Origin of the sequence: Lysobacter sp. cf310 (genome assembly GCF_900114355.1) — a bacterium.
In the GTDB taxonomy this organism is placed as follows: Bacteria; Pseudomonadota; Gammaproteobacteria; order Xanthomonadales; family Xanthomonadaceae; genus Lysobacter.
On sequence record NZ_FOSS01000002.1, the window covers coordinates 255,130 to 280,310 of the forward strand.

Below are 25,181 nucleotides of genomic sequence, written 5' to 3' on the forward strand. Positions count from 1 at the left end.
TCGGGCGATTACATTTCCGGAGTCGTGGCTTCGATGACCTTCATGGCCTCGTCGGCCTTGCGTTGCGATTCGCGCAGCTCGGCCTCGGTTTGCGGCTTCGGGGCTTCCACGGGCGGCGCACCCTGCTCGGCCGGCCACTCGATGACCACCGGTTCGGATTCCGCTATCGGTTCGGCTGGCGCGCTGGCCTCGGACTGGCGCTCGGACGGCTCGACGCTAGGCCCGGCGCTCCACTCCGTGCGCCCCAGCAACAGACGCACCAGCAGCACGAAAACCAGAGTGCCCACCACGGCTACGATCCACCAGCCTGCATTGCTCTGGCGCGGCACCGATCCGCTACGTACCCGCAATGGAGTACGCGGCGATGGCGGCCCGGACAACGCCGCGACCGGATCATCGCCCCAGCCGCCAGCGGAGTCGGGCGACGACGCGCCAGCCTGCGTCGACAAGAGGGTCGCGGCTTCCAGCAATGGCGCCAACATCGGGCGCAGGGCCACGCCATCGATCAATTGCACATGCCCTTGACGCATGGCCGCGTCCCGCGCGGCGCGCGTGAACTCCCCGCTGGATATCAGGATCGCACCGGTGGCGCCCTCGTTGATCATCAGGCCCAGCAGCTCGTGCACCGCATTATGGGTGACCTGATTGGCGTTCCAGTGCTTGCACTGGACTAGAAGGTAGGCGTCGTCGCGACGCAATTTGAGATCGATGCCGCCGTCGAAACGGGCACCGGTAGCGCCCGTGCCCACGTGATCGACCAGATAGCCTTGGCCACGGTAGTACGCCGCCAGCAAGGCCTCGAACTGGTCCCATCGCAAGCGGGACAAGGCGTCGCTATAGCGTTGCGTTACTGGCTTGAGTCCGCTCATGAGCCCCCTCTCGGACCGCATCCGTGCATGCCGACGGGCATAGAGCCGCATCCGCCCGTCCAGAGTATCGCGCCGCCGCGTCCGTTGCTGGTCAGTACCGCAAGCTGGGTGCGCAGCCCCGTGGCGTTTTGTCATCCGAGCGCCCGGCGGCGCGTTGGACGAGCAAAGCCCCAGGACCCGATCACCATGCGCCTCAGCCCGATCCGTCTGGCCACGCTAGCCTTATTGCTCGTCGCGGTCGCCACCGCCTCCGCCGCCGGCCCTCCGCGCGCCGACCTGCCCGATCTCAGCTACGGCCCCGATCCCGCCCACCGCTTGGACGTGTACCGTCCGGCGCGGGCGCGCAAGGCGCCGATCGTCGTGATGGTTCACGGCGGCGGCTGGCGGATCGGCAGCAAGGACGCGCGCGGCGTGGTCGGCCACAAGGCCGAGCGTTCCCTGGCCAACGGCAGAATATTCGTCTCCATCGATTACCGCCTGCTGCCAGGGGCCGATCCGTTGAGCCAGGCCGAAGACGTGGCGCGCGCCCTGGCCTATGTGCAACGCACAGCGCCGCGCTGGGGCGGCGACCCGGCGCAGGTGGTGCTGATGGGCCATTCCGCCGGCGCGCATCTGGTCGCCCTGCTCGCCGCCGCACCGGACATCGCGCGCGCCCAGGGCGCCCAAGCCTGGCGCGGCACGGTGGCCCTGGACAGCGCCGCTTACGATGTGGACGCGCTGATGCGTCGGCCGCACCTGCCGTTGTACGACCAGGCCTTCGGCCGCGAACCGGACTACTGGCGCCGGGCTTCGCCCACGCTGCGCCTGCGCGCCGCACCCGCGCCGATGCTGCTGGTGTGCTCCAGCCAGCGTCGCCTGTCCTGCGTGCAGGCCGACGCCTTCGCCCGCCGCGCCAGCGAATTGGGTGGGCGCGCCGAGGTGCTGCGGGTGGACCTGAATCATGCGCAGATCAATGCCGACCTCGGTTTGCCGGGCGACTACACCGCCAAGGTGGAAGCCTTCCTGGCGTCGCTGCGATCCACCCGCTAAGTCAGCGGCCCATCTCGATCGCCAGCACCAGCACCGACAACCGATTGACGTAAGCCGTCATCGTATCGGCGACGCTGCCCTGCCTCGGCGTGAACGCGTCGCAAGCGCCGCCCGGATACGCTTGCTCGCCGAAGCCGGGCTGCACGATGGCATCGGCGTTGGCCAGAATCTGCGGACGATAAGCCAGTACCAGGGTCGGCTTGGCGCGCCAAGCCTGCAGCAAATAGCGCATGAACACGCCCACGCCGGTCTGGTAGTCGCCGTCGTCGTTGCCGGGCGACGGCGCGTAGTACGGGCTGGGCGAGGACGTGTCCAGCCAGGGCATCGGAAAACTGCCGGACACCGAGCCGTAGCGGCGCGGCTGGTAGGCGTTCCTGAACACGCCCTCGATCAAGGCCGGATACAGGCTCAGCACCTTGGGCGGCGCGACACCGCCGGGCCAGACCGCCTGCGCCTCGCGCAAGGCGCCCAGCAGTAGGCCCTGGTCGCCGGTCCAGGCCAGGCTGCTGCGGTACATCGCATCCCAGTAGAGCTGTGCATTCGGCCCGACCGGCTGGAACGTGGACACGCGCTCGCGCACCAGCGCACCCGACGGCAAGGACATCAGCAAGGATTGGTCGGCCTGTGGCGTGCCGATCATCCATTGGTTGAACCAGCCGATCTGTTCGGTCCAGGCGACCCTGCAGGCCGAGGTGTTCAAGTTGCTGGCGCGGAACACCTGCGCGAACGCGGGGTTCTGCGAGGCGCGATGCAGGCGCAGGCTCAACAGCGCATACAAACCGTTGGTGACGGTGTTCTGCACCGGGTTGAGGTAGCTGCGCCACCAATCGGTCTGGCGCGTCGGCACCGGGTCCGGGTAGGCGTCCAAGGTGATCGGCGAGTTCCACGCGCCGCCGGGAATCCGGCGCGGCATCATCCACGCATTCGGCGGCAACGGCGGCGGCGGATTCGGACGCGTCTGGCCGATGCGCTTGCCGACGTTGGGCGCGCCGATGTTGTTCGCGTGCTCACTGGCGAAGGTCGCCCAGCCCGGCAAGTCCCGGAACGGATAGATCGCGGCACCGGCCTGCGTGGACCAGCCCGGGCCGTACATGTAAGCCCAGGCGTTGATCGCGATCTTGAGGAAATCGTCGCGGCTTTGCGGCGCGAAACCCTGCTCGGCGGCACGCAGCGCGGCGATGCCGATCCAACCGAAGTCGTCCCACCAGTTGCCCAGCCGGGTCGGGTCCAGCGCTTCCAGCGCGGCGTCGCCGTAGGGCGCGCTGTCGGCACCGCTGACCAGGAAATAGTCGAGGATGCTGTCCATCGCCCAGGCGCTGCGCCAGACGTTGTCGGCCGCGACCCAGCGCGGCAGGATGTCGCGCTCGAACAAGCGTTTCGCCTCGGCGCGGTAAGCCTGCAGGTTGGCGTCCGCGGGCCGCAGCTCCACCTCCTCACGACCGCTGCGTTCGTCGTTCACGGCTTCGTCCTTGATCGCGCCGGGCTGGCCCCGTTTGCGCGCCAGGATAGCGCCGCGACGACGCACGCGAGCGCGCGCGTCCTACCCGTTTTCGGCGATGCGGCGCGCGCCGACGCCGGCCAGAATGCCGGGTTGCCCGGCGCTCCGCGCCACCGGCACTGCTTCGTTCCGAGCCGTCAGCCGCCCGCGGGTTCCGCCTCCCACACGATGTCGACGTTCGACAGCCCCAGCGTGTACAGGGTCATCGCGCTGGTCTGCTTGATCTCGTGATCCTTGCTGGTCGCCAGCCAGCCATAAACCTGAGCCGCGCCGCCACGCCAGGCATCGGAGACCACCGGGCGCGAACCGGTCAGACCGTGATGCATGTCGGCGTCGGTCAGGCAGGCGCCACCGGCGATCATCACGCTGCGCTTGCTCTCGTCACCGCCCGGATGCAGCGCATGAGTGACGGTGTGGTCGTGATTGCTGGTGGCGCCGAAGCGGTGGTACTGGTAGTCGGCGTCCAGGGCGGTGCCGGCGCGCGCGCGTACGCCGATCGCATAGGCCTTGGCCGTGTGCGGGCAGGCCAGCACCAGATCGGTCGTTCGCACCACCACCTGGCATCGGCGCTCGCTCGCGGCAGGCGGCTTGCCGTCCAGCTGGGCGAAGCCGCAGGCCTTCAGCGCGGCCATCGAGAACACGTCGACCTCGCCGCCGCAGCCGGTCAGCAGGAAGTCGCCCGGCGGTTGCAGCGTGATCTCGTGCAGGGTCTGGTGCGCGGTCGCCTCCTTGACGAAGACCTGCACGTCCCAGACGTCGTCGGGGTCGTGCAAGGCCACGATGGTGAGCGCATGCCGGACTTTGGACACATGCTTGATGTCCTTCATGCGCGCACACCAGCTCCAACGCTGATCCGCGCCCTGCCCGCTGACTTTGGGATAGCTGGCGACGACGAAGTTGCCGGCCGCCTGGGTCACCGCGGACACGCCGCCGGCGAGGATCTTGTAGCCTTTGGGCAACGCGACCTCCTTGCCGAAGTGCTGCTCGGCCTGGTCCCAGCGGCGCTGGATCACCGTCAGCCGCATGGCCGGCGGCCGGGTCAGCGCCAGCAACGCCTCGGTCAGCGCGGCGGCGCTCGCCAGCGCCTTCGGCCGCATCGCCTCGCGCACCTTGGCGTCGGCGATCGAGGGGATGAACACCTCGTTGACCCAGGCCCGCTCCAGCAGCTCGGCCATGGCCTTTCGATCGAAGCCCAGCGTCTTCGCCGACAGCAGGCCCACGATCTTCCACACCGGCTGTTCGTCGCTGCGGTCGATCACCTGCCAATGCGCGTTGGCCTTGACGCTGGTCAGCCACAGGTCGCTGGGCAGCTCCGGCAGGCCGCCGAACACGCTGGTCGCCACCGACACCTGCTGCTCCTTGACCACGCACGACATCGCGGTCGAGGTCGCGCGCGCGGCGCTGACGCCGCCGGCATGCGCGCTCGACACCGAGCCCGCGCCGCTCAGGCCCACGTAGGACGCCGACGCCGAAACCGCCCAGTTGGTCGCCGTGGACAGGGCTTCGTCCAGGGTCCTCATCTGTTCGGAGGAACTGCAGCTGGCCTTGGCCACGTGCTTGTACCAGCCGCCCAGCACCGCGGTGCAGAACACATGGCTGCCGAAGCTGCGCAGGAACTCGGCCGCCGCCGCGGCCTTCTGTGCGGGCGGCGCGGCCTCGATCGCGCGCAGGGCATCCAGCGCGTCCTCGCTCAGCGCGAAGCGGTTGCTGGGCAGGGTCAGGGTCGCCTGCGGCGCCCATTGGTAGTGCACGCGCAGCTTGGTCGCCTTCTGCGAGCGCTTCATCGCGGCCTCGTCCCGCTGGCGCTGGCCGGCAGTCGCGTACTGCACCATCAGGCTGGCCGCGCCGATGCCGGTACCCATGAACATCGCGCCGCGCGCGCTGTTGGCGGTGGCGTAGGAGCTGGCCGAGGTCTCGAACTGTTGCGAGGCCTCGCTGTAGGCGGCCTCGCTGCTGAACTCGAAATCCTGGGTCTGGATAGGCGCCGGCTTGCCCAGCAGCGCGGCCATGTCGAGCAGATTGGAACCGCTGGCGCGCGCCAGACCGGCCGCGCTGGCGCAGTAGCCGCGCAGCAGCTGGTTCTCCTCCAGCAGTTCGGCTGTGCTGCGCGGGCGCTGATCGAGGTAACCGTTGAGGCTGTCGGCGATCTTGCTCTGCAGGCCCTCCTGGATGCGTTCCATCAGCGCGGTGGCGCTGGCGATGGTCGCGAAGCTGGTCTCGCCGCCCTTGAGCAGGTCCTTGGCGTTGACCTTGGCCAGGATCCGATCGAGCTGTGCCTGAGCCTGCTTGGTCGCGGCCTCGCGGTCGGCGGCGGCCGCGTCGGCGGTCTCCTTGCGCAGCTTCTCGACCGCCTCGATCGCGTCGGCCAGCTGCTGCTTCTTCTGGTCGAAGTTCGCGCTGCCGGATTCCTCGGTCTCGCTGGCCAACTGGTCGATGCGCGTCTGCACTTGCTTGGCGGTCAGCTTCTCGACGATGCCAGCCGCGATCCGTGCCGGCCCATCCGGATTGTCGCCGCGGATCTGCTGCGCCAATCCCTTGCGCTCGGCCGAATTGGCGCAGACCGCCTTGAGAAACTCCAGCGAATCGATGCCGTAGGCCTTGATGACCTTGATCTGGTTCTTCAGGCCCAACGACTTGAGGTAATCCTCGAGCTGGGCTTCGTCGGTCTTCTTGGCGGGAGTGGGCATGGAAATCGCTCGATTCGTGACTGAAGCGGCGGTGCGCGATTGCGCACCTCTTCAGTTACGAACGTCGCGCCGCCGCGGGCGTGAACTGCGACGATGCCCATAGCCGCGCCGTCTTGGCGCAGCCGGTTCAGACGCCAGACGTCATCCGGCCGGAAGCGCCTGCGTGGAGACGACGGTGATGCCGCCATCCTTGTTGTAGAGATAGGCGTAACCGCCCTCCTGCTTCCATACGCGGCCGGGAAAAGTCCGGACCGTTCCGCCTACCTGCAGGCGCGCCACCTCCTTGCCGGGAACCTGAGGCACCTCGAGCGTCTCGTCCCACACCATCGGCAGTAGCTGCTGCAGGCCCGATTCGAGCTGAGCGATGAATGCAGCACCGTCGTGGTCCGACCAGTAAGCCAAGGCATCGACGCCCGCGGGCGCGCCCTGGCCGACGAAGCGAACCGAGCGCCGCCTCACCTCGCGTATCGGCATACGCTCGCTGCCGTTATGCCTGTAGAAGCGGACATCCAGGGACAACAGCAAATGGCGGTCGTCCCAGCTGAGCGTGACCAGATGAGCGGCCGGGTACGTCTGCACGGCAACGCAAACACCGTCCGCGGGCTTGCTGAGCACCCGTGACACCGCGCCCTGCCGGAGAGTCGGGACCTGTACCGTCCGGCTCACGGCATAGCCATTGGCCTGCATCGATGCGCGTAGCGCTTCTTCCATACGTTGCCGCAGTCTGTCGTCGCGTTCCATCGCGCGACGCAGTCCGGCGATGGAATCGTTACGCAGCGCCTGCATGCGTCCTTCGGCATAACCGGCGCCGGCCGCCGCACCCATCGCACCACCCGCCAGGCCGCCCAGCACCGTGGCCGCTATATCGCCCCTGCGACCTCCCTCCTCCACCCAGACAGCGAGCTCGCCTTCGGCCGGAAGCCGATCGAAGCCGACTCGTCCGCGCGCGCCCGCGACGTAGCTTACGGAAGCATCGAACATGAGCACGGCCGGCTTGTCCTGCCCCTGGGCCAGGCCGGAAACCGCGGCGAAAAGCAGTGCCGGCACGGCCAGCGCCCGCGCTCTGGAAATCATGTTCCTCTCTCCCCTTGGATCTAGCAGCCTCATGCTACGCGGCGGGTGGCGCTACCGAAAGGCGGCAATCACGCGCAAATGAAGCTCATTGCGAGCGTCCAAGAGCACGGCCTTGCCCATAGGTGCAATACCCAAACCCTGTCCCGCAGGTTCACCATCATCCGATCCGGCTTTCGTTGTGATCGAACTGACACCCTGGGGAGGGCTCTCATGTTTCGCAGCACGCTGAAGTTCGTTGGCTCCGGTCTTGCCCGGTCGTGCGCCGCCGTGGCCCTGACATCCACCCTCACTCGCGCCCGCCTGTCCGGCTTGGCCCTGGCGGCGCTGCTACCGGCGCTCGGCGGCGCGGCCCTGCTCGCACCGGCGACCGCACTAGCCCTGGATTGCGGCAGCAACAACGGCTACACCTGCCTGGGCACGGCCAGCCAGTACGCGGGCGGATTCAGCCCGGGCGTGGGCAGCGGCGGTTTCGGCGGCGGCAGCTGCATCGCCACGCGCACGCCGGTGGTGTTCATCGCCGGCAACGGCGACAGCGCGATCAGTTTCGACATGCCACCCGCGGCGGTCGCCGGCTACACCACGCCGGCCAACTCCATTTACGACGAGCTCAAGGCGCGCGGCTACAACGACTGCGAACTGTTCGGCGTGACCTACCTGGACGCGGACGAGCGCGCCGCCCCGCAGTACAACTATCACGAACCGGCCAAGTACCAGATTCTCAAGACCTTCATCGATAAGGTGAAGGCCTACACCGGCCGCAGCCAGGTCGATATCGTCGCCCATTCGCTGGGCTCGTCGATGAGCCTGGCCATGCTGCGCTACTACGGCTATCAGGGCAGCGTGCGCCGTTTCGTCAACATCGGCGGCGGCCTGCGCGGCCTGCAGACCTGCCTGAGCACGGGCTACCAGTCGCCCTACGCGCCTACCTGCAACGCCGAGGCCTACGTCTTCCCTTACGACTACTACACCTTCGGCCTCTACCCGAGCAGCGGCGCGGTCTACTACGGCTACAACCGCTGGACCGGCAGCGGCAGCAACAGCCTGCGCGCGATGCCGACCCTGCTCAGCACGATCTCGTTCTACACCATCACCGGCGGCCTCTACGACCAGGTCCATTGCTTCACCACCAGCTACTCGGGTGGCTGCAGCTCCGGCGCACTGTTCAATGCCGCCAGCAACGTCAAGGCGCAGGTCGACATCGGCACCGGCAGCAGCGCCTATGCCTACGACTGGGACTGGTCGGACGGCAGCCCCTACAACGCCGGCGGCGGCGATACCAGCAACGGTGTCGGCCACTTCCGGTCCAAGAGCAATGCCGGCCGCATCGTCTACAACATGCTGGCGACCACGTGCACTACCGGGTGCGCGAACGGCTATGTGGGCGTGAACGGGCCCTCGGTGAACCGCTAGTCCCGGGCAGTCCAGCAGGCGAGCGCGCACAAGGCGCGCTCGCATCCACGCCGCCCCTGCGTCGTCGACCGCGAGCGGTCGACGCAACCGTGCTCGCCTTCGCCGTATCTGCATGGTTAACCGCACAGATACGAGCGGCCGGTCTTGCACCCGTCGCCTCAGTCCAGTACATCGTGCGGCCGCGCGTTCCGTTTCCACGCATGAGGCCCGCCTATGAAAACACTGTCGCTGCTGTTCGCCTTGTCGCTGTTCCTGAGTCCGGTCGCTCAGGCGGCCGAATGCAAGGACACCTCCAAGTACGCGGACGCCCGCCTCGTCATCCAGGACCTGGGCCGCATCCTCAACCCCGATGGCGTGCAGGAGGCCTACGCCGTGAAAGCCGGCGGCATCGAGCAATGGATCAACGTGCGCGGCCAGGACAAGGCCAACCCCATGATCCTGTTCGTGCACGGCGGACCCGCCTCGCCGCTGATTCCGGGCATGTGGCAGTTCCAGCGCCCGATCGAGGAATACTTCACCGTCGTCAACTGGGACCAGCGCGGCGCCGGCAAGACCTACACTCAGCAGGATCCGAACGGCTACGCCGACACCCTGCGCATCGAGCGCTACGTCGACGACGCCATCGAGGTCGCCGAGCACCTGCGCAAGCGCTACGGCAAGCGCAAGCTGGTGCTGATGAGCCATAGCTGGGGCACCATCGTCGGCATGCGGGCGGCCCTGAAGCGGCCCGACCTGTTCTACGCCTACATCGGCATCGGCCAGGTCATCAACGTGCGCGAGAACGAGCGCATCAGCTTCGAACACGGCCTGCGCCAGGCCACCGCCGAGGGCAACCTGGAGGCGATCAAGGAAATGCAGGCTATCGCCCCCTACCCCGGCGACCAGCCCATCACCCGCGAACGCATCATCGCCGCACGCAAATGGGCGCAGCACTACGGCGGCCTGAGCGCCTATCGCGACAGCTCGCTGTACTACTACCGCGCGCCGCTGCTGTCGCCGGACTACGACGACTGCGACCGCGCCGCCGTGGACCAGGGCAACGTGTTCTCGCTGGGCCGGCTGCTGCCCGAGTTCCTGACCGTGAACATGAGCGACGTGCGCGAATTCCCGATACCGGTGCTGATGTTCATGGGCCGCCATGACTACACCACGCCGTCGGAACCGACCGATGCCTGGCTGTCGCGAGTCAAGGCGCCCTACAAGCAAGGGGTCTGGTTCGAGCGCTCCTCGCACATGGTGCCCTGGGAGGAGCCCGGCAAGCTGCTGACCAGCCTGCTCACCTACGTGCGGCCCCTGACCGACGAGGGCGCCGGCGACAAGCGTTGACACTCGAGCACGGCTGAAGTGCGGAGACGTTCGGATGAGAGCGTCTCCGCTTTCATTTTTGGCAAGCCCAAGCCCATCCTTAAACAGTCGTCGCCCTATCCCGAATGACGGCCTTCGCTTTTCTATGGCGCGGGATCCTGAGCGACGAATTTCAGGATCAAGCGACGATGGAACACGCTTTCGTAGCCCGCGTACGGCAGCGGCTGCGCCTTCAGCGTGGCGGCCATGATGGATTGCCTGCCGGCCGCATCGTATTCGCAGTCCGACGCCACGTCCACGCTCGCGACGATGCCGCCGGGGAGCTGGCGCACGTCCAGAACGCAACGCTGACCGACGGCCACCGACTGCGGCCGCGTCCAACGCTTGAGAATGGCGCTTTGCACGGCGCGCGCGTATTCGTGCACCAGCGGATCGGGCGACTCGGACGCGCGTTCCTGTGCGGAAGCGATGCCCACGCTCAGACCGAGCACCGCGACCAGCGCAAGCGGCCTCACGTCTTGTCCGTCGCCGCAGGCCTGCGCCTAAAAATGACGTAGGGCCAAAAACCGCCGATCGCCAGCCCGGCCGCCGTGCCGAACAGCGCCTTCAAGGCCGAACCGAGGTCGTTGGGGATCTTGAAGAGCTGCAGCTGCGGGTCGTACCAGGTCAGGTACAGCAGGCTCAGGCCGAAGATCAGCATCGGTCCTCCCAGGAACACCAGCGCGAACCAGCGCACGCCGGAACTGGTGCCGCCGTCGTGCAGCTTGCCGATCACGTCGGTGGTGGCGAAGTTGACCTGGAACGGATCGGCGGTGGACCGCGCCGGGTCCATGGGCGCGGATGCGGGCGGCGCCACGGGCTGATTCAGATCGACCTCCGGCGCGGACGGCGCCAGCAGCTCGTCCAGATTGGTGCGAGCCACCAGCTGTTGCAGCTTCGGATCCATTCGGCCTCCCCCAGGCCCACGAACTCGCGCAGTGATAGCAGACCCTGCCGAGGCGCGTCCAGCGTCGGACGTGGCGACGCGCCCGATCGCGATGAGCCCCTCGCGCTGAACCGGCGCCGAAGCTAGGCCCGCGGCTTGGCTTTGGCGCCGATCGCGCCGACGCGCAGAATTCGGCGGAAGCTGGGGCACTCCATGTGACTGGCCGCGCGACAGGCGGCGGCGTGGCGCAGGCCGTCGCGCAGACCGCTGAGCCTGCGGATGGTCGCGTCCAGCTCGTCGGCCTTGGCGATCAGCCGTTGCCGATCGATGCGCGGCCGACCGTCCGGCGCGAACACCAGCGCGATCTCGTCCAAGGCGAAACCGGCGGCGCGGCCTACGGCGATCAAGGCCAATCGTTCCAGCACCGCCGCGTCGTATTGACGGCGCAGGCCATGCCTGCCGATCGAAGCGATCAATCCCTTTTCTTCGTAGTAGCGCAGGGTCGAAGCGGGAACGCCGGAGCGCTGCACGACCTGCGCGATATCCAGCTCGCCCATGCCCTTGACCTCAAGTCGACTTGAAGTTGCACAGTGCGGTTTCCGCCCTTCGAAGGCAAGCTCAGGACACCGGCATGAACGCCACCGCACAATCCGACAACAGCCAGGCCAGCCTGTGGAACGGCCCGACCGGACACGCCTGGGTCGCCTCCCAGGCCCTGCTCGATCGGATGTTCCTACCGTTCCAGCAGTTGTTGACCGAAGACATTCCGCTCGGATCGGCAATGCGCGTGCTCGACATCGGCTGCGGCACGGGCGCGGTCGGCCTGGCGGCCGCGCGGCGGCTGAGCGCTCCCGGCCACAGCCTGGGCATCGACCTCTCCGAACCCATGATCGCGCTGGCGCGCAGCCGCGCCGCCCGCGAGGGGCTTGCGGCGCATTACGTCGTCGCCGACGCGCAAACGCACGCCTTCGCGCCCGGCGAGTTCGATCTGCTGCTGTCGCGCTTCGGCGTGATGTTCTTCGACGACCCGGTCGCGGCGCATCGCAATCTGCGCCATGCCGCACGTCCAGGCGCCGAACTGCGATGCGTGGCCTGGCGCGGCGCCGCCGAGAATCCGTTCATGACCACGGCCGAGCGCGCCGCGGCCGCGCTGCTGCCGACGCTGCCGCCGCGTCGCGCCGACGGCCCCGGACAGTTCGCGTTCGCCGACCGGGCGCGCGTGCACGCCATCCTGCAAGATGCCGGCTGGACCCGCATCGAGATCGAGCCGATCGAGGTGCCCTGCTCCCTGCCAGAATCGGACTTGGCTACCTACCTAGGCCGGCACGGTCCGCTGGGCCTGAGCCTGCAAGATTCCGACGAGCGCACCCGCGCACGCGTGATCGCTGCCGTGCGCACCGCTTTCGACCCCTATGTGCACGGCGATGAAGTGCGCTATACCGCCGCCTGCTGGCTGCTCAGGGCACGCGCACCCGGTGCCTGAGCCAGCGCCCGGGCAAACAAAAGGCCGCTCGACGAGCGGCCTTTCGAAGGAGACGCCGCGTCGCCCGTCTCGACGCGCACGCCTGGGCGTGCGTCGAACGATCAGGGATGCGCGAGCGCGTAATCGATCGCCGCGCATACCGCGGTCGCCTGCGCCGTATTGCACTGCTCCGGCGTGGCGCGCGGGCTGTCGGGATAGACCTCGGTGGTGGTGCGGTAGCGCGCGTCGGTGACCCCGGCGCACAGGCCCAGCGGGCGCAGCGCGTAATTGATCACGCCCGGGGCGACCACGGTCGAGCCGATGATCTCGCCCTTGTCGTCGGCCGGCGCGATGTGGGTGACCTTGGCCACCGCCGCGATCACCGCCTGCTGGAACGCGGGCTGCGGCGCCTGCGTATCGTCGACCAGATAGAAGCCGTCGGGGATTTCGCCGGGTTCGAACGGCTTGCCGTCGCGCGCGGCCAGGGCCGGGCGGAATTCGGACTCGTCGCTGTCGGTGGTTTCGTGCAGGTCGATATGCACCAGCACGCTGTCGCTCAACGGCGCGACCAGGCGCATCAGCGCGGCCGATTCCGGCGCCGGGCTGTCCTCGCGGAAGGAGCGGTTCGGATCGATCGCCTGCGGGTTCCAGCGGTGGATGCGCTCGTAGGCCCAGGGGCTGATGCAGGGCGCGATCAGCAGATTGGCGCGGCCGGCGTAGTCCGCCGCGTGGCGGTCGACGAACTCCAGCGCACCGTGCACGCCGCTGGTCTCGTAGCCGTGCACGCCGCCGGTCACCAGCGCGGTGGGCAGGCCTTCCTGCCAGTCGCGGCTCTTGATCGCGAACAGCGGGTAGCTGTCGGGCGCGTAGTCCAGGCGACCGTACTCCAGCACGTCGAACCGCGAGCGCAGCGCATCGATCTTGCTCAGCACATCGTCCGCGTAGCTGCGATGGCGAACCTGTCGCGAGCGCCACTCGGCGACTTCCGCGGCGCCCCAAGCCTGGCCGGGGGTACCGATGGGATAGAAGGCTGTGGCGGTCATCGCGTCGCTCGCTCCGAAGGCTGGCTGGGAAGATCAACATTTTAGCATCGCGATTCCACCGCTCAGCCTGTCGGCAACGGGCTGTTCGCGGCCCGCCCGATGCGCGTCGCAGCAACCGTCGCAGGCCAGGAATCGGGCCGGCCGCTGGAGGGCGGTCCGCTCCGCCTGGACCGGTCGAAAAAAAAGTTCGCGCGCCATGTCGATTTGGCCCGCCCTGGTTCGTCGTCTCAAGTAAGAGCGGCCGAATCGCCCTCGATCTCACACGTTCGCCCACCCTCCAGGAACTCACCCCATGTCCTTCCAGGCCTATCTCGACAACATCCAGACCAAAACCGGCAAGCGCCCGGCCGACTTTCGAGCTTTGGCCGCCAAGAAGGGCTATGCGGGCCCCAAGGGCCTGCTGCCGGGGGTCAAGGCCGGCGACATCATCGCCTGGCTGAAACAGGACTTCGACCTGGGCCACGGCCATTCGATGGCGATCGTGGCGCTGCTGAAAGGCACGAAGAAGGAAGGCGACAAGTAGGCCGCGTACAGGACCCCCGCACGGTCGATGCGATGCCATGGGGCGCGACCGACCCGCGAGCCGACGACGTTTCACCTCTCCACGGCGGCCCCGAGTCCACCGTGGGGCCCTCACCCTCACAGGAGCACAAGATGAAGAACTATCTGGCGATCTTTACCGGATCCCCCGCCTCGATGGACGTCTGGAAGACCCTGGACGAGGCCACGCGCGCGGCGCGCGAGCAGGCCGGCATGCAGGCCTGGCAGGAATGGGTGACCCGCAACGCCGACGCCATCGTCGACCACGGCGCCCCGCTGGGCAAAACCAAGCGCGTCACCGGCGACGGCATCGCCGACATCCGCAACGCCATGGCCGCCTACACGGTGGTGCGCGCCGAGTCGCAGGACGCCGCCGCCAAGCTGTTCGAGAACCACCCACACTTCGCGATTTTCCCCGGCGACGGCGTCGAGGTCATGGAGTGCCTGCCGATTCCAGGCATGTAATCCAGCTACACCACCACCTATCGCCGACTGCGCGGGCGCCCTGGGCGTCTACGCGCAGTCGGTGCTGAGCCTGCGTTTTGTAGGCGCCGATTGCGCAGAGCGCTGGCACGCAATCTGTGAACCGGTCTTCGTGCACCACGCGAAGCCGCTGCGCATTTGATCCGGCGCCGTCATTTTCTTCCGCGGAAATTCGCTGTCCGATCCTGATACTTTGGTCTGAATTGTGGCGGCACAACACGTCCGAATACCTATAAGAATCATACGACTAGGGAAAACACTCAGGAAAACCACCCGCCCATTTCGGCTTGACAGTCCGGGCGGGCATTCCTAGCGTCGATCCCATCCGCCGGACGCGGAACGACTCGCTCAGGCCCGCTGGCACAGCCGCAGGCAAGCATTCGCGCGGTACCCCACAGGACCCCAAGACCATTGCCTCGACACCGCGCGGGAGCTTTATGACGGGCGCACGTTCTCCGATTGGAAAACAGATTTCGCATCCGCCGGAGCAGGCCTCGGCCGGCTTGCGCCAACCCGCCCGCCTACTCGCACGCAGGAGCAACGACATGCCGCCACGCACCGCCGCAACCTCCGCCCGCCGCCTCGCCGGTCTGCTGCTGTCGCTCTGCGTAATGGGCGCCAGCGTGGGCGCTCATGCGCAGGCCCCGGTGGTGACGCTGCGTACTTACATCGTCGCCGGGCAATCCAACGCCGAAGGCTTCGGCATCCGCAACATCGCCCTCTCCGCGAAGAACAATACCGACCAGGACCGCTACATCAACAGCGTCGTTCCCAAGCAGGACCTGTACACCATCGGCTTCGGCACTTGGGACAGCACCACCGACCAGGCGCTGATCTACAAAGCCCACCCCTCCACCGGCGTCGCGCCGGGGTGGGATTCCATGCGCGCCCATTACGGTTACTACTACGAGCAGCACCTGTACAACAACAACATGTTCGGTCCGGAACTGGCCATCGGGCGCGAAGTGTCCACCCACCTGGGCCAGCGTATCGCGATCATCAAGTACACCCTCGGCGGCTCGCCCATCTCGATGTGGGACGCGGACGATCCGGCTCAGAATCTTTACGACCACCTGCTGGCGGCGGTTAACAACGGCAAAAATGCGATCGCCCCCGCCAACATCGCCCTGGATATCCAGGGGGTGTTCTGGATGCAGGGCGAGGCCGATTCGATCGACCAGGCGCGCGCGCAGGCCTACGAAGCGAATCTCAAGAAGTTCGTCGCCGCCTTGCGGCGGGACCTCAACAAGCCGCAGTTGGACGTCTACGTCGCCACCATCAAAGACACGCCGTACCTGACGTATCGGCAGCAGATCTGGAACGCGCAACAGGCCGTGGCCGACGCCGATCCGAACGTCTATCTGGTCCACGGCCGGGACCTGGAGACCTACACCAGCGATCCCATCCACTACACCGCCCGCGGCCAGGTCTCGTTGGGCCAGCGCTTCGCCTTGCAAGCGCTGTACGACGCCTGGGGATTGGGTCAGGTCGCCTGGTAAACGCCTTCGGGTCGCCACCTGGGCGCGAAACGCGAGCCAACTCGCTTCGTGCCCGGCGCGGCCCACGGCCTCCGTAACGGGGGCCCAACCGATCACCGGCAGTTCCGTAGCGCACGCACTTCACCCTAGAGGGGTCCCTATGTTTCATCCCAACACCTCAAGCAGCCTCCGCCGCGCCTGCAGCCTGCTGCTGGTGCTGTTCGTGCTGTGCGCCAGCCTGGCCGCGCAAGCGCAAACCCGAACCATCCGCGCCTACATCGTCGCCGGGCAATCCAATTCCGAAGGCGGCGGCACCCGCAAGAACCCCGGCGGCCGGAATCCCGAGCAGGACCTCAACACCATCGGCTACAGCCACTGGTACGCCGATTTCCCGCAGGCGCTGATCTACAAGGGCCATACCGACACCGGCGTCGGCCCCGGCTGGGACAACATGCGCCCGGCCTACGGCGGCGGCTACGATCAGGCGCTCTATCGGAACAACCAGTTCGGCCCCGAGCTCGCGATCGGGCACGAAGTCGCCACGCATTTGAACGAGCAGATCGCGATCATCAAGTACGGCCAGGGCGGCACCTCGCTGGCGCAGTTCTGGAATCCCGACGACCCGGCGATCAACTGCTACGACAAGTTGATCGCGACCATCGAGAACGCCAAGCAGGCGATCGCGCCCGCCGGCATCACCCTGGACATCCAGGGCGTGTTCTGGACGCAGGGCGAAAGCGATTCGTGGAGCCTGGCGGATTCGCAGAACTACAAGGCCAATCTCGAACGCCTGATCGCCGCGCTCAGGACCCGGCTCAACAAGCCGAACCTGGCGTTCCACATCGCCAGCTTGAAGGATCTGCCGCTGTGGACGCATCGGCAGCTCATCTGGGATGCGCAACAGGCCGTCGCCGACGCCGATCCGAATGCCTACCTGGTCCATGGCAAAGACCTGGAAACCTATAACGACGACATCGCCCACTACACCGCCCGTGGCCAGGTCACCCTGGGCCAGCGCTTCGCGCGGCAGGCGCTGTACGCGGCCTGGGGCAAGGGCCAGGTCAAGACGCTGCGCGCCTACATCGTCGCCGGACAATCCAATGCGGAGGGCGTCGGCATCAGCAGAAACGCCGCGGCTTATGGCCTGAACCCGAAGCAGGACTTGTACACCATCGGCTTCGGCCACTACGACACCACCTACAGCCAGACCCTGATCTACAAAGGCCATCCGGACAGCGGTGTCGGCCAACGCCTGGACGTGATGCGCGCGACCTACGGCCTCGGGCACGAAAGCAATCCGCTCAACTATCACCTGTTCGGCCCCGAACTGGGCATCGCGCGCAGCATGGCCCACTACCTCGAAGAACAGATCGTCCTGATCAAGCAATCCAAGGGCAGCACCACCCTGGCGGTGGACTGGAACCCCGCCGATCCGGGCACCAACCAGTACGACCACTTGCTGGTCGCCATCGCCAACGCGACCGCCGCCGCCCAGGCCGCCGGCGTCGAACTGGATATCCAGGGCGTGTTCTGGATGCAGGGCGAAAGCGACTCCATCGCCTTGCCGTATGCGCAGGCCTACGAGGCCAATCTCAAGCAGTTCATCGCGACCTTGCGGACCCGACTGGGCAAGCCGCAACTGCCCTTCCACCTCGCCACCATCCGCGATACGCCGCATTGGACCTACCGTCAGATGATCTGGAATGCACAGCAGGCCGTCGCCGACGCCGACCCCAACGTCAATTGGGTCAGCGGCCGCGATCTGCAGGCCTACGACAACGACCCCGCCCATTACACCGCGGCAGGCCAGGTCACGCTGGGCAATCGGTTCGCGCTGCAAGGGCTCTACACCGCCTGGGGCCTGGGCCAGGTTCCCTGGTAAGGCCGTCTCGTCATCTCGATCTCAGCGTCGGACGCCAGCCGATCGTAGTGCCCGGCTGGCGTCTGCGCCTCAAACAGGACAACCCCACATGTCGCATTCCAGCTCTCGCCAGCGCGCCCGTCGCGGTGCCGGCCTCATGCTCGCCCTGTGCGTGTTCGGCGGCAGTTCCAGCGCACAAGCCCAGCAAGCCCCGATGCCGACCCTGCGCACCTACATCGTCGCCGGACAGTCCAATGCCGAAGGCACCGGCGTTCGCAGGAACAATCCGGCCAACGGCCTGAATCCCCAGCAGGATCTCTACACCATCGGCTTCGGCCATTGGGACAGCGACTACACCCAGGCCCTGATCTACAAGGGTCATCCGGACAGCGGCGTCGGCCCCGGTTGGGACGCGATGCGCCCCGCCTACGGCAGCGGATACGAACATTCGCTCTACCGCAACAACATGTTCGGACCCGAGTTGGCAATCGGCCGCGAAGTCGCCGCGCACCTGAAGGAGCCGATCGCGATCATCAAGTACAGCAAAGGCGGGACCTTGCTCGCGGTGGATTGGGACCCGACCGATCCCGGCATCAACCGTTACGACTATCTGATCAACACCATCAACCACGCCACCCAAGCCATGGCCGCAGGCGGCATCGCGCTGGATATCCAGGGCGTGTTCTGGATGCAGGGCGAAAGCGATTCGGGCGACATCAAGTACGCCCAGCACTACCAGGCCAATCTCGAACGGCTGATCGCGACCTTGAGAACCCAGCTCAACAAGCCGACTCTGGATTTCTACGTCGCCACCATCCGCGACACGCCGGTGTGGACCTATCGCCAGCACATCTGGAACGCGCAGCAAGCCGTCGCCGACGCCGATCCGAATGTCTACCTGGTCAACGGCCGCGACCTGGAGGCCTACAACAACGACCCCATGCATTACACCGCCCGGGGCCAGGTCACCTTGGGCCAGCGTTTCGCCTTGCAGGCGCTGTACGACGCATGGGGCCTGGGGCAGTTCTGAGTTCCAAACCAACCAGACCCCCACCGTAAAGCGAGCCGCAATGGCTCGCTTTACGGACTCCAACATCGAACCCGCGCGAGAGCATCGTCGCCGCGGCATCCTTCTGGCCGCGGTGACGACGACGATCCTCATCGGCCTGGCCAGCGATACAAGACCAATGGCCGGCCAAAAAGGCTGGCCTAGGGTTCGGTGCTTCACGCCTGATCCAACGCGGGACCGAGCGTCGACACATTCTTCTGTCGACGGCCCGGTCAGATCTCCGCCGACTCCAGCAGTGCGAACTCGTGACTCTTACGCATGATGGGCCACTGAGCGCTATCGGCGTTTCAGCACAATCGGTGCTGCGGCACTACCAACGGACACTCGATCTGAAGGTCGGGACCACTCCTTCTGTGCGCCGATCTTTGTGGGCACCACGCAGCCGTGGCGCAAATCTGTACGACGCTCACATTTCAGAATATGAAAACAACTGACCCAGCCTGATACTTTGGTCGGAGTTTTAACGATGCAGTGCCAATAATTCCCATTTAAATCATAGCACTAGGAATAACCCTCAGGCTCCGCGTAGGTGCCGATCGCCTTGACGGTCATGGACGACCTTCCTAGCGTCGATCTCGTCCGACGGACGCGGACCGAACCACCGCAGAGCCTAGAAAACAGGCTCGCAGGCCAGCGTTCGAACGCCATTTCATTGGATCCCGCCGCCAGGCATAACGCCTCTCGTGAGTTTGTATGACAAGCCCGATTTCTCTCATTGGAAAATCTGCCTCACGCATCTTGGAGCAAGCATCGCCGTGTCAACGCCGGCCCGATCATCCGCGGGCCCGGATTCGCTCCCTCCCCGGCCTGATGCTGTCGCTCTGCATCCTCGCCACGAGTCTGGGCGCTTATGCGCAGGCCCCGAGCAAGACGCTGCGTACTTACATCGTCGCCGGCCAATCCAATGCCGAGGGCATCGGCATCGGCCGCAATGCCGCGGCCTACAACGTCAATCCCAAGCAGGACTTGAACAGCTTCGGCTACGGCCACTACCTCACCAATACCGATCGCGCGCTGGTCTACAAGGGCCATCCCGACAGCGGCGTGGGGCCGGGATGGAGCAACCTGCAGGCCTCCTTCGGCGTCCAGTACGAGCTGTATCAGCACAACAACAACTTCTTCGGTCCCGAACTGGCGATCGGACGCGAGCTGTCCCACCACCTCGGGGAGCAGATCGCGCTGATCAAGTACTCGAAGGGCGCCACCTCGCTGGCGGTGGACTGGGACCCGACCAACCCGGGCAACAACTGCTACGACTACCTGATCAACACCATCGTCAACTCGACCCAGGCGGCCAACGTCGGCAACGTCGCGCTCGATATCCAGGGCGTGTTCTGGATGCAGGGCGAGAGCGATTCGTTGGACCTGAACTATGCGCAGAACTACAAGGCGAATCTGCTGCGCTTCATCTCAACGCTAAGGACCAAGCTCGGTAAACCGGACCTGGACATCTACGTGGCCACCATCAAAGACGCATCGGTCTGGACCTATCGGCAGCTGATCTGGGACGCGCAGCAAGCCGTGGCCGATGCCGACCCCCACGTATACCTGATCGATGCCAAGACGCTGGAGACCTACGCCAGCGATCCCATGCACTACACCGCCCGCGGCGAAGTCGTGCTGGGCCAGCGATTCGCGCTGCAAGCGCTGTACGACATCGCCAACCTGGGGCAGGTCGCCTGGTAGTAAGAGCCGCAGAACAGCATCGCGCCGCCTGTGGCGCGATGCCGAGTCTTCGCTCCACGACGACCGGACACGGATCGCCGGCCGGCAGTTGCGCCGCTGGCAACCTCGCAAAGACGTAGTCCCTGTTTTCGCCACAACCGCGCTTCGGCGTCGCTCAACGCGGGATCGCAGCACCACGTCCTCAGGTTCTCTTATCGGAAAATTTCGCCTCACTTGCTGCAAGCAAAAACAGATGCTCGGCACCGCGCTTTCGCATCCTTCACCCTCACTTAGGAGAGACATCATGTCGAACACCGCGCGTTTCAATCGCAAAGGGGCGCTCCGGCAGTCGCTGGTCGCCACCACGACACTGGTCTGCATCGGCTTAGCTTGCGGTGCGTCGGTAAGCGCCAGCGAACTGCATCCGGTCATGAGTCAGGCCATGCAGCGCGACCTGGGCCTGACGCTGCGCCAGATCACGGCGCTGCGTAACGTGGAGAAAGCGGCGGCCTCGGAAGAAATTTTGGCCAAGCGCACATTGGGCAGCAATTTCGCCGGCAGTTGGATCGAACGACAGGCCGACGGTTCATACCGCCAAGTCGTGGCGGCATCCGGCCCGGTGAAGCCCGGCGCCCGCCGCGCGGGCGTGGAGTTGCGCAAGGTGCGGCACAGCCTGGCCGCACTAGAGCGGTCCAAAGAATCGCTGGACCGCAGTGTGCGTTCGCAGATCGTCGGCATCAGCAAGCCTTTGGACGCAGGCATCCATTCCTGGCACGTCGATCCGCAGACCAACACCGTGGTGGTCGCGCTGGCGCCGGGCGCTGACGAGGCCGGCATCGATTTCGTCGCCGCCAGCGGCGCCGACATCGAGACGGTGCGCTTCGAGACTAGTGAAGGCACCCCGCAATTGCTGGCGCAGAACGTGGCCGGTGGCAATCCTTACGCCTTCCAGCGGCCCGACGGCAAGACCGGTGGCTGCTCGGTCGGCTTCTCGGTCACCCAGGGGCCGCACATCGGCTTCGCTACCGCCGCGCATTGCGGGGCCCCCAATCGCTATGTGGCCCATGGCGGCGAATGGATCGGCCATTTCAGTCAGATCACCAATGCCTACGACAGTGCCTGGGTGGCGGTGTTCCCGGGCCACAACATGATGCCCTACGTCAACGACTACTTCGCGTTCAATCGCCTGTTGGAGATACGTGGCAGCGTTGAAGCGGGGATCGGTTCCGCAGTCTGCCGCTCCGGCTACAAGACCGGCTTCCAATGCGGCCACATCCGCGCCAAGAACGTCTCTCTCAATGTAACGAACTTCGGCGTCGTTCAGGGCCTGACCCAAGCCAGTACCTGTGCCGGCCAGGGCGACTCCGGCGGCTCCTGGCTTATCGGCGATCAGGCACAGGGCGTGACCTCGAGCGGCGAGATCCCAGTGGGCAAGACGGACAACTGCGGTGTGCCCGAAGCGACCCGCAAAACCTACTTCGCTCCCATCAACCCCTTGCTGCAGCGTTACGGCCTGACCTTGACGGTCACGCAGTAAACGGCCGCCCAGGCATGGCGGGTGGCCATGCCTGGGCTTTTCGACGCCGCACCACCCAGTGGCCCCCAAGCGCGCGGCCTTCGCAACGGACATCGCCGCGCTATCGACATTTCGACTCGTAAGAGAGGTTCGCCATGTCCCATGCACAGCGCTACCCCCATCGTTCATCGCTAGGCCGGCAAGCAGCGAGAGCCGCCGCCCTGGTCTGCTTCGGCTTCGCCTGCGGTACTGCGGTTGCCGCCGATACCCTGCACCCGCTGATGAGCCAGGCCATGCAACGCGACCTCGGCCTCGCACTCCATCAGGTCACCGCCCTGCAGAACCTGGAAAAGGGCGCTGCTGGAGAGGAAGCGCTCGCCCGGCGCGCATTCGGCATTCACTTCGCCGGCAGTTGGATCGAACGCCAGGCCGACGGCTCCTATCGCCAAGTCGTCGCCGCGTCCGGAGCCATCAAGCCCAGCGTCCGCCGCGCGGGGACGGAACTGCGCCAGGTACGGCACAGTCTGGCCAGTTTGGAGCGGTCGAAAGACGCGTTGGATCGCAACGCGCTTGCGCGCATCCCCGGCATCAGCAAGCCGATCGCGGGCCGAATTCACTCCTGGTACGTAGAGCCGCAGACCAACTCCGTGGTGATCGTGCTGGCCCCGGGCGCTACCGAGGCAGGCATCGACTTCGTCGCCGCGAGCGGCGCCGATATCCAGACCGTGCGCTTCGAGACCAGGGAAGGCGTGGTGGAGCCGCTCGCGCAGACGATCGCCGGCGGCAACGGCTATGCGATCTCCGCCAAGGGTGGCGTGTTCTGCTCGGTCGGTTTCTCGGTTACCCAAGGGCCGCATATCGGCTTCGCCACCGCGGCGCATTGCGGCGCGCCCAATCGCTATGTGTTCCATGGCGGCGAAACGATCGGCCACTTCAGCGCGCTGGACGAAGGCAGCGATAACGCCTGGGTAGCGGTGTTCCCCGGCCATACCTTGCTGCCCTACGTCAACGATTACTTCGCCTTCGGCGCCCTGCTTCCCGTCCGAGGCAGCGCCGAAGTGGGGATCGGGGCCTCGGTCTGCCGCTCTGGAGCGACCACCGGCTACCGCTGCGGCTACGTCCGCGCCAAGAACGTTTCCGCTCCGCTTTCCAACGGCAAAGTCTGGTCGGGTCTGACCAAGACCGATGCCTGCGCCGGAAGGGGAGACTCCGGCGGTTCCTGGCTAAGCCGCGACCAGGCCCAGGGCGTGTCTTCGGCCGCTGTCCTTGGCGGCAACGACAACTGCAGCCTGCCCGCGGCGTGGCGCGAGACCTACTTCGCCCCGATCAACCCGCTGCTGCGCCGTTTCGGCCTGACCTTGACGGTCACTCAATGAACGGCCGCCCAGGCATGGCAGGAGGCCATGCCTGGGGCTCATCCAAGTCGCACCACGTAGTTCCCCTAGCGCAGGAACTTCGGAACAGGACATCGCCGCGCCACGACATTCAACTCGAACTCAACGGAGGTTTGCCATGTCACATACACAACGCCGCACCCCTCGCTCATCGCTACGCCGTCCGCTCGCGATGGCCACCGCTCTGGCCTGCATCGGCTTCGTCTCCGGCACGGCGCTTGCCGCCGGCCCCCTGCACCCGCTGATCGGCAAGGCGATGCAACGCGACCTGGGCCTGACCGCCCAACAGGTGACCGCCCTGCGCAGCGTAGAACAGGCGGCCGCCGGCGAAGAGGCGTTGGCGCGAAGCGCATTGGGCAAGAATTTCGCCGGCACCTGGATCGAGCGACAGAGCGATGGCTCCTATCGTCAGGTTGTCGCCGCATCCGGCAGCGTCGGTCCCAGCCTGCGCCGCGCGGGCGTGGAACTACGCAAGGTGCGCCACAGCCTGGCCGCGCTTGAGCGGTCCAAGGAATCGTTGGATCGCAACGCGAGTTCGCGCATCCCCGGCATCAGCAAGCCGCTGGCCGAAGGCATTCAATCCTGGCATGTCGACCCGCAAAGCAACACCGTGGTGGTCGCCCTCGCGCCTGGCGCCACCGAGGCCGGCATCGACTTCGTCGCCGCCAGCGGCGCGGACATCGACACCGTGCGTTTCAAAACCGCCGAAAGCCGCGAAGAACTGCTGGTACAGAACGTCGCCGGCGGCAATCCTTACGGTTATACCGCCGCTGACGGAAACTTCTATGCCCGCGCGTGCTCGGTCGGCTTTTCGGTCACCCAGGGCCCGCACATCGGCTTTGCCACCGCCGCGCATTGCGGCGCTCCCAATCGCTACGTGAACCATGGCGGCGAGTGGATCGGCCATTTCAGCCGGCTGGACAACGCCTTCGATAGCGCTTGGGTTGCGGTGTTCCCGGGCCATAACATGATGCCGTACGTGAACGACTACTTCGCGTTCGGCGCGCTCATACCGATACGAGGCAGCGCCGAAACCCCGCTCGGCGGCGCGGTCTGTCGCTCGGGCTACAAGACCGGCTACCGATGCGGTCATATCCGCGCCAAGAACGTCACCGTCTTCATCCCAGGCTTCGGTACGACGCGTGGCATGACCGAATCCGATGCCTGCGCGGGCAAGGGCGATTCCGGTGGTGCCTGGTTCAGCGGCGACCAGGCCCAGGGCGTGACCTCGAGCGGCCAAATGAATGGCCAGGACAATAATTGCGGCGTGCCTGCCAACCAGCGCGTGACTCGATTCGCGCCGATCAACCCCTTGTTGCAGCGCTACGGACTGACCCTCACGGTGACCCAGTGATCGACGCCCCTGCGCGGCCCGACGGCCGCGCAGGGGTTCGCCGAATCAACGCAATCTGCCGCGCAAGACCGACTATTCCTTAGGCATCCCGTCCGATCGCCGAGCCACACCTCAGGCCTTCCGCAGCGGCGGGCGACATGGCGCTCCGCTGTAGGTGCCCTTCGCCCCAGACCCGCACGCCCTCGATAAGCGGCAGCAGCGTCTGGCCATACGCGGTGAGTTGATAGATTACCGGCGCGGGTGGCGTGCCGGTCGGGGTGCGCTCCACGATGCCGTCGGCCTCGAGTTCGCGCAGCTGCTGCGCCAGCACCTTGTGCGAGATCGGCGCGACCCGGCGCGTCAGGCCGGCGAAATGCAGTTCGCCGTGGGCCAGCCAGTACAGGATCGTGAGCTTCCATTTTCCGCCGATGGCCGCGAACGCCGCCGCCAGCGGACAGCCCTGCAGCGGATTGGGTCGGGCACGGTTACCTGCAGGTGCGTTCTTGTTCATGGCCGCCTCGCGCTCGCAATCTGTGCGCC

Annotated in this window: 22 protein-coding genes; 13 read left to right on the forward strand and 9 right to left on the reverse strand. The window is 66.4% G+C overall.

What is annotated here, in order from left to right; all coding sequences use genetic code 11:
- Positions 1–8 precede the first annotated feature (8 nt).
- A complete protein-coding gene (locus tag BMZ45_RS07850; protein ID WP_175488984.1) occupies positions 9–869 on the reverse strand; it encodes a restriction endonuclease in 861 nt (286 codons plus the stop codon).
- A 186-nt stretch (positions 870–1,055) separates the two neighbouring features.
- Between BMZ45_RS07850 and BMZ45_RS07855 the strand changes: the two genes are divergently transcribed.
- Entirely contained in the window at positions 1,056–1,898 is an 843-nt protein-coding gene (locus BMZ45_RS07855) for an alpha/beta hydrolase (RefSeq protein WP_091634749.1), read from the forward strand.
- Position 1,899: 1 nt separating this feature from the next.
- Here BMZ45_RS07855 and BMZ45_RS07860 read toward each other — a convergent pair whose 3' ends face one another.
- The 3 genes from BMZ45_RS07860 to BMZ45_RS07870 form a co-directional block, all read right to left on the reverse strand.
- Complete coding sequence (locus tag BMZ45_RS07860; RefSeq protein WP_139215436.1) at positions 1,900–3,357, reverse strand: hypothetical protein; 1,458 nt, start codon at positions 3,355–3,357, stop codon at positions 1,900–1,902.
- 176 nt (positions 3,358–3,533) lie between these two features.
- The gene (locus BMZ45_RS07865; RefSeq protein ID WP_091634754.1) at positions 3,534–6,083 is read right to left on the reverse strand and encodes an MAC/perforin domain-containing protein; all 2,550 of its coding nucleotides are present in this window, start codon (positions 6,081–6,083) and stop codon (positions 3,534–3,536) included.
- A gap of 141 nt (positions 6,084–6,224) precedes the next feature.
- Positions 6,225–7,157: a hypothetical protein gene (locus tag BMZ45_RS07870; protein WP_091634756.1), complete on the reverse strand. Its 933-nt coding sequence runs from the start codon at positions 7,155–7,157 to the stop codon at positions 6,225–6,227.
- Between the two features lie 267 nt (positions 7,158–7,424).
- Between BMZ45_RS07870 and BMZ45_RS07875 the strand changes: the two genes are divergently transcribed.
- Both BMZ45_RS07875 and BMZ45_RS07880 read left to right on the forward strand, forming a co-directional pair.
- Positions 7,425–8,567, forward strand: coding sequence for an extracellular native short-chain-length polyhydroxyalkanoate depolymerase PhaZ7 (locus tag BMZ45_RS07875; protein WP_175488985.1), 1,143 nt, complete (start codon positions 7,425–7,427; stop codon positions 8,565–8,567).
- 213 nt (positions 8,568–8,780) lie between these two features.
- Entirely contained in the window at positions 8,781–9,893 is a 1,113-nt protein-coding gene (locus BMZ45_RS07880) for an alpha/beta fold hydrolase (protein ID WP_091634762.1), read from the forward strand.
- Between the two features lie 122 nt (positions 9,894–10,015).
- Here the strand turns inward: BMZ45_RS07880 and BMZ45_RS07885 are convergent, their stop codons facing one another.
- The 3 genes from BMZ45_RS07885 to BMZ45_RS07895 form a co-directional block, all read right to left on the reverse strand.
- Positions 10,016–10,387, reverse strand: coding sequence for a cell envelope integrity protein TolA (locus tag BMZ45_RS07885; RefSeq protein ID WP_139215437.1), 372 nt, complete (start codon positions 10,385–10,387; stop codon positions 10,016–10,018).
- Positions 10,384–10,818: a hypothetical protein gene (locus BMZ45_RS07890; RefSeq protein ID WP_091634767.1), complete on the reverse strand. Its 435-nt coding sequence runs from the start codon at positions 10,816–10,818 to the stop codon at positions 10,384–10,386. The genes BMZ45_RS07885 and BMZ45_RS07890 overlap by 4 nt, the downstream gene beginning before the upstream one ends.
- A gap of 122 nt (positions 10,819–10,940) precedes the next feature.
- Positions 10,941–11,354, reverse strand: coding sequence for a helix-turn-helix domain-containing protein (locus BMZ45_RS07895; protein ID WP_091634769.1), 414 nt, complete (start codon positions 11,352–11,354; stop codon positions 10,941–10,943).
- A 20-nt stretch (positions 11,355–11,374) separates the two neighbouring features.
- Here BMZ45_RS07895 and BMZ45_RS07900 point away from each other — a divergent pair, with 20 nt between their 5' ends.
- Positions 11,375–12,280: a class I SAM-dependent methyltransferase gene (locus tag BMZ45_RS07900; RefSeq protein WP_343124202.1), complete on the forward strand. Its 906-nt coding sequence runs from the start codon at positions 11,375–11,377 to the stop codon at positions 12,278–12,280.
- Between the two features lie 101 nt (positions 12,281–12,381).
- On the opposite strand, the gene BMZ45_RS07905 is transcribed toward BMZ45_RS07900, so the two are convergent.
- Positions 12,382–13,302: a M14 family metallopeptidase gene (locus BMZ45_RS07905; protein ID WP_091634776.1), complete on the reverse strand. Its 921-nt coding sequence runs from the start codon at positions 13,300–13,302 to the stop codon at positions 12,382–12,384.
- 292 nt (positions 13,303–13,594) lie between these two features.
- Here BMZ45_RS07905 and BMZ45_RS07910 point away from each other — a divergent pair, with 292 nt between their 5' ends.
- The 9 genes from BMZ45_RS07910 (at position 13,595) to BMZ45_RS07950 (ending at position 24,662) form a co-directional block, all read left to right on the forward strand.
- Positions 13,595–13,825 (forward strand): DUF4287 domain-containing protein, encoded by a 231-nt coding sequence (locus BMZ45_RS07910; RefSeq protein WP_091634779.1) that lies wholly within the window; start codon positions 13,595–13,597, stop codon positions 13,823–13,825.
- A 131-nt stretch (positions 13,826–13,956) separates the two neighbouring features.
- Positions 13,957–14,307 (forward strand): hypothetical protein, encoded by a 351-nt coding sequence (locus BMZ45_RS07915; protein WP_091634782.1) that lies wholly within the window; start codon positions 13,957–13,959, stop codon positions 14,305–14,307.
- A 563-nt stretch (positions 14,308–14,870) separates the two neighbouring features.
- On the forward strand, positions 14,871–15,824 hold the full coding sequence (locus BMZ45_RS07920) for a sialate O-acetylesterase (protein WP_175488986.1): 954 nt from the start codon (positions 14,871–14,873) through the stop codon (positions 15,822–15,824).
- Between the two features lie 139 nt (positions 15,825–15,963).
- A complete protein-coding gene (locus BMZ45_RS07925; protein WP_091634786.1) occupies positions 15,964–17,685 on the forward strand; it encodes a sialate O-acetylesterase in 1,722 nt (573 codons plus the stop codon).
- A gap of 88 nt (positions 17,686–17,773) precedes the next feature.
- On the forward strand, positions 17,774–18,694 hold the full coding sequence (locus BMZ45_RS07930) for a sialate O-acetylesterase (RefSeq protein ID WP_091634788.1): 921 nt from the start codon (positions 17,774–17,776) through the stop codon (positions 18,692–18,694).
- An 849-nt stretch (positions 18,695–19,543) separates the two neighbouring features.
- Positions 19,544–20,419, forward strand: coding sequence for a sialate O-acetylesterase (locus BMZ45_RS07935; protein WP_175488987.1), 876 nt, complete (start codon positions 19,544–19,546; stop codon positions 20,417–20,419).
- A gap of 283 nt (positions 20,420–20,702) precedes the next feature.
- Positions 20,703–21,935, forward strand: coding sequence for a S1 family peptidase (locus tag BMZ45_RS07940; protein ID WP_175488988.1), 1,233 nt, complete (start codon positions 20,703–20,705; stop codon positions 21,933–21,935).
- Positions 21,936–22,069: 134 nt separating this feature from the next.
- Positions 22,070–23,290, forward strand: coding sequence for a S1 family peptidase (locus BMZ45_RS07945; RefSeq protein ID WP_091634795.1), 1,221 nt, complete (start codon positions 22,070–22,072; stop codon positions 23,288–23,290).
- Positions 23,291–23,480: 190 nt separating this feature from the next.
- The gene (locus BMZ45_RS07950; protein ID WP_175488989.1) at positions 23,481–24,662 is read left to right on the forward strand and encodes a S1 family peptidase; all 1,182 of its coding nucleotides are present in this window, start codon (positions 23,481–23,483) and stop codon (positions 24,660–24,662) included.
- 79 nt (positions 24,663–24,741) lie between these two features.
- Here the strand turns inward: BMZ45_RS07950 and BMZ45_RS07955 are convergent, their stop codons facing one another.
- On the reverse strand, positions 24,742–25,152 hold the full coding sequence (locus tag BMZ45_RS07955; RefSeq protein WP_175488990.1) for a winged helix-turn-helix transcriptional regulator: 411 nt from the start codon (positions 25,150–25,152) through the stop codon (positions 24,742–24,744).
- Positions 25,153–25,181 lie beyond the last annotated feature (29 nt).

Coding starts and splice junctions, on each gene's coding strand:
- BMZ45_RS07850 (WP_175488984.1), bottom strand. CDS start 869: ATGAGCGGACTCAAGCCAGTAACGCAACGCTATAGCGACGCCTTGTCC.
- BMZ45_RS07855 (WP_091634749.1), top strand. CDS start 1,056: ATGCGCCTCAGCCCGATCCGTCTGGCCACGCTAGCCTTATTGCTCGTC.
- BMZ45_RS07865 (WP_091634754.1), bottom strand. CDS start 6,083: ATGCCCACTCCCGCCAAGAAGACCGACGAAGCCCAGCTCGAGGATTAC.
- BMZ45_RS07870 (WP_091634756.1), bottom strand. CDS start 7,157: ATGATTTCCAGAGCGCGGGCGCTGGCCGTGCCGGCACTGCTTTTCGCC.
- BMZ45_RS07880 (WP_091634762.1), top strand. CDS start 8,781: ATGAAAACACTGTCGCTGCTGTTCGCCTTGTCGCTGTTCCTGAGTCCG.
- BMZ45_RS07890 (WP_091634767.1), bottom strand. CDS start 10,818: ATGGATCCGAAGCTGCAACAGCTGGTGGCTCGCACCAATCTGGACGAG.
- BMZ45_RS07895 (WP_091634769.1), bottom strand. CDS start 11,354: ATGGGCGAGCTGGATATCGCGCAGGTCGTGCAGCGCTCCGGCGTTCCC.
- BMZ45_RS07905 (WP_091634776.1), bottom strand. CDS start 13,302: ATGACCGCCACAGCCTTCTATCCCATCGGTACCCCCGGCCAGGCTTGG.
- BMZ45_RS07910 (WP_091634779.1), top strand. CDS start 13,595: ATGTCCTTCCAGGCCTATCTCGACAACATCCAGACCAAAACCGGCAAG.
- BMZ45_RS07915 (WP_091634782.1), top strand. CDS start 13,957: ATGAAGAACTATCTGGCGATCTTTACCGGATCCCCCGCCTCGATGGAC.
- BMZ45_RS07920 (WP_175488986.1), top strand. CDS start 14,871: ATGCCGCCACGCACCGCCGCAACCTCCGCCCGCCGCCTCGCCGGTCTG.
- BMZ45_RS07925 (WP_091634786.1), top strand. CDS start 15,964: ATGTTTCATCCCAACACCTCAAGCAGCCTCCGCCGCGCCTGCAGCCTG.
- BMZ45_RS07930 (WP_091634788.1), top strand. CDS start 17,774: ATGTCGCATTCCAGCTCTCGCCAGCGCGCCCGTCGCGGTGCCGGCCTC.
- BMZ45_RS07935 (WP_175488987.1), top strand. CDS start 19,544: ATGCTGTCGCTCTGCATCCTCGCCACGAGTCTGGGCGCTTATGCGCAG.
- BMZ45_RS07940 (WP_175488988.1), top strand. CDS start 20,703: ATGTCGAACACCGCGCGTTTCAATCGCAAAGGGGCGCTCCGGCAGTCG.
- BMZ45_RS07945 (WP_091634795.1), top strand. CDS start 22,070: ATGTCCCATGCACAGCGCTACCCCCATCGTTCATCGCTAGGCCGGCAA.
- BMZ45_RS07950 (WP_175488989.1), top strand. CDS start 23,481: ATGGCCACCGCTCTGGCCTGCATCGGCTTCGTCTCCGGCACGGCGCTT.
- BMZ45_RS07955 (WP_175488990.1), bottom strand. CDS start 25,152: ATGAACAAGAACGCACCTGCAGGTAACCGTGCCCGACCCAATCCGCTG.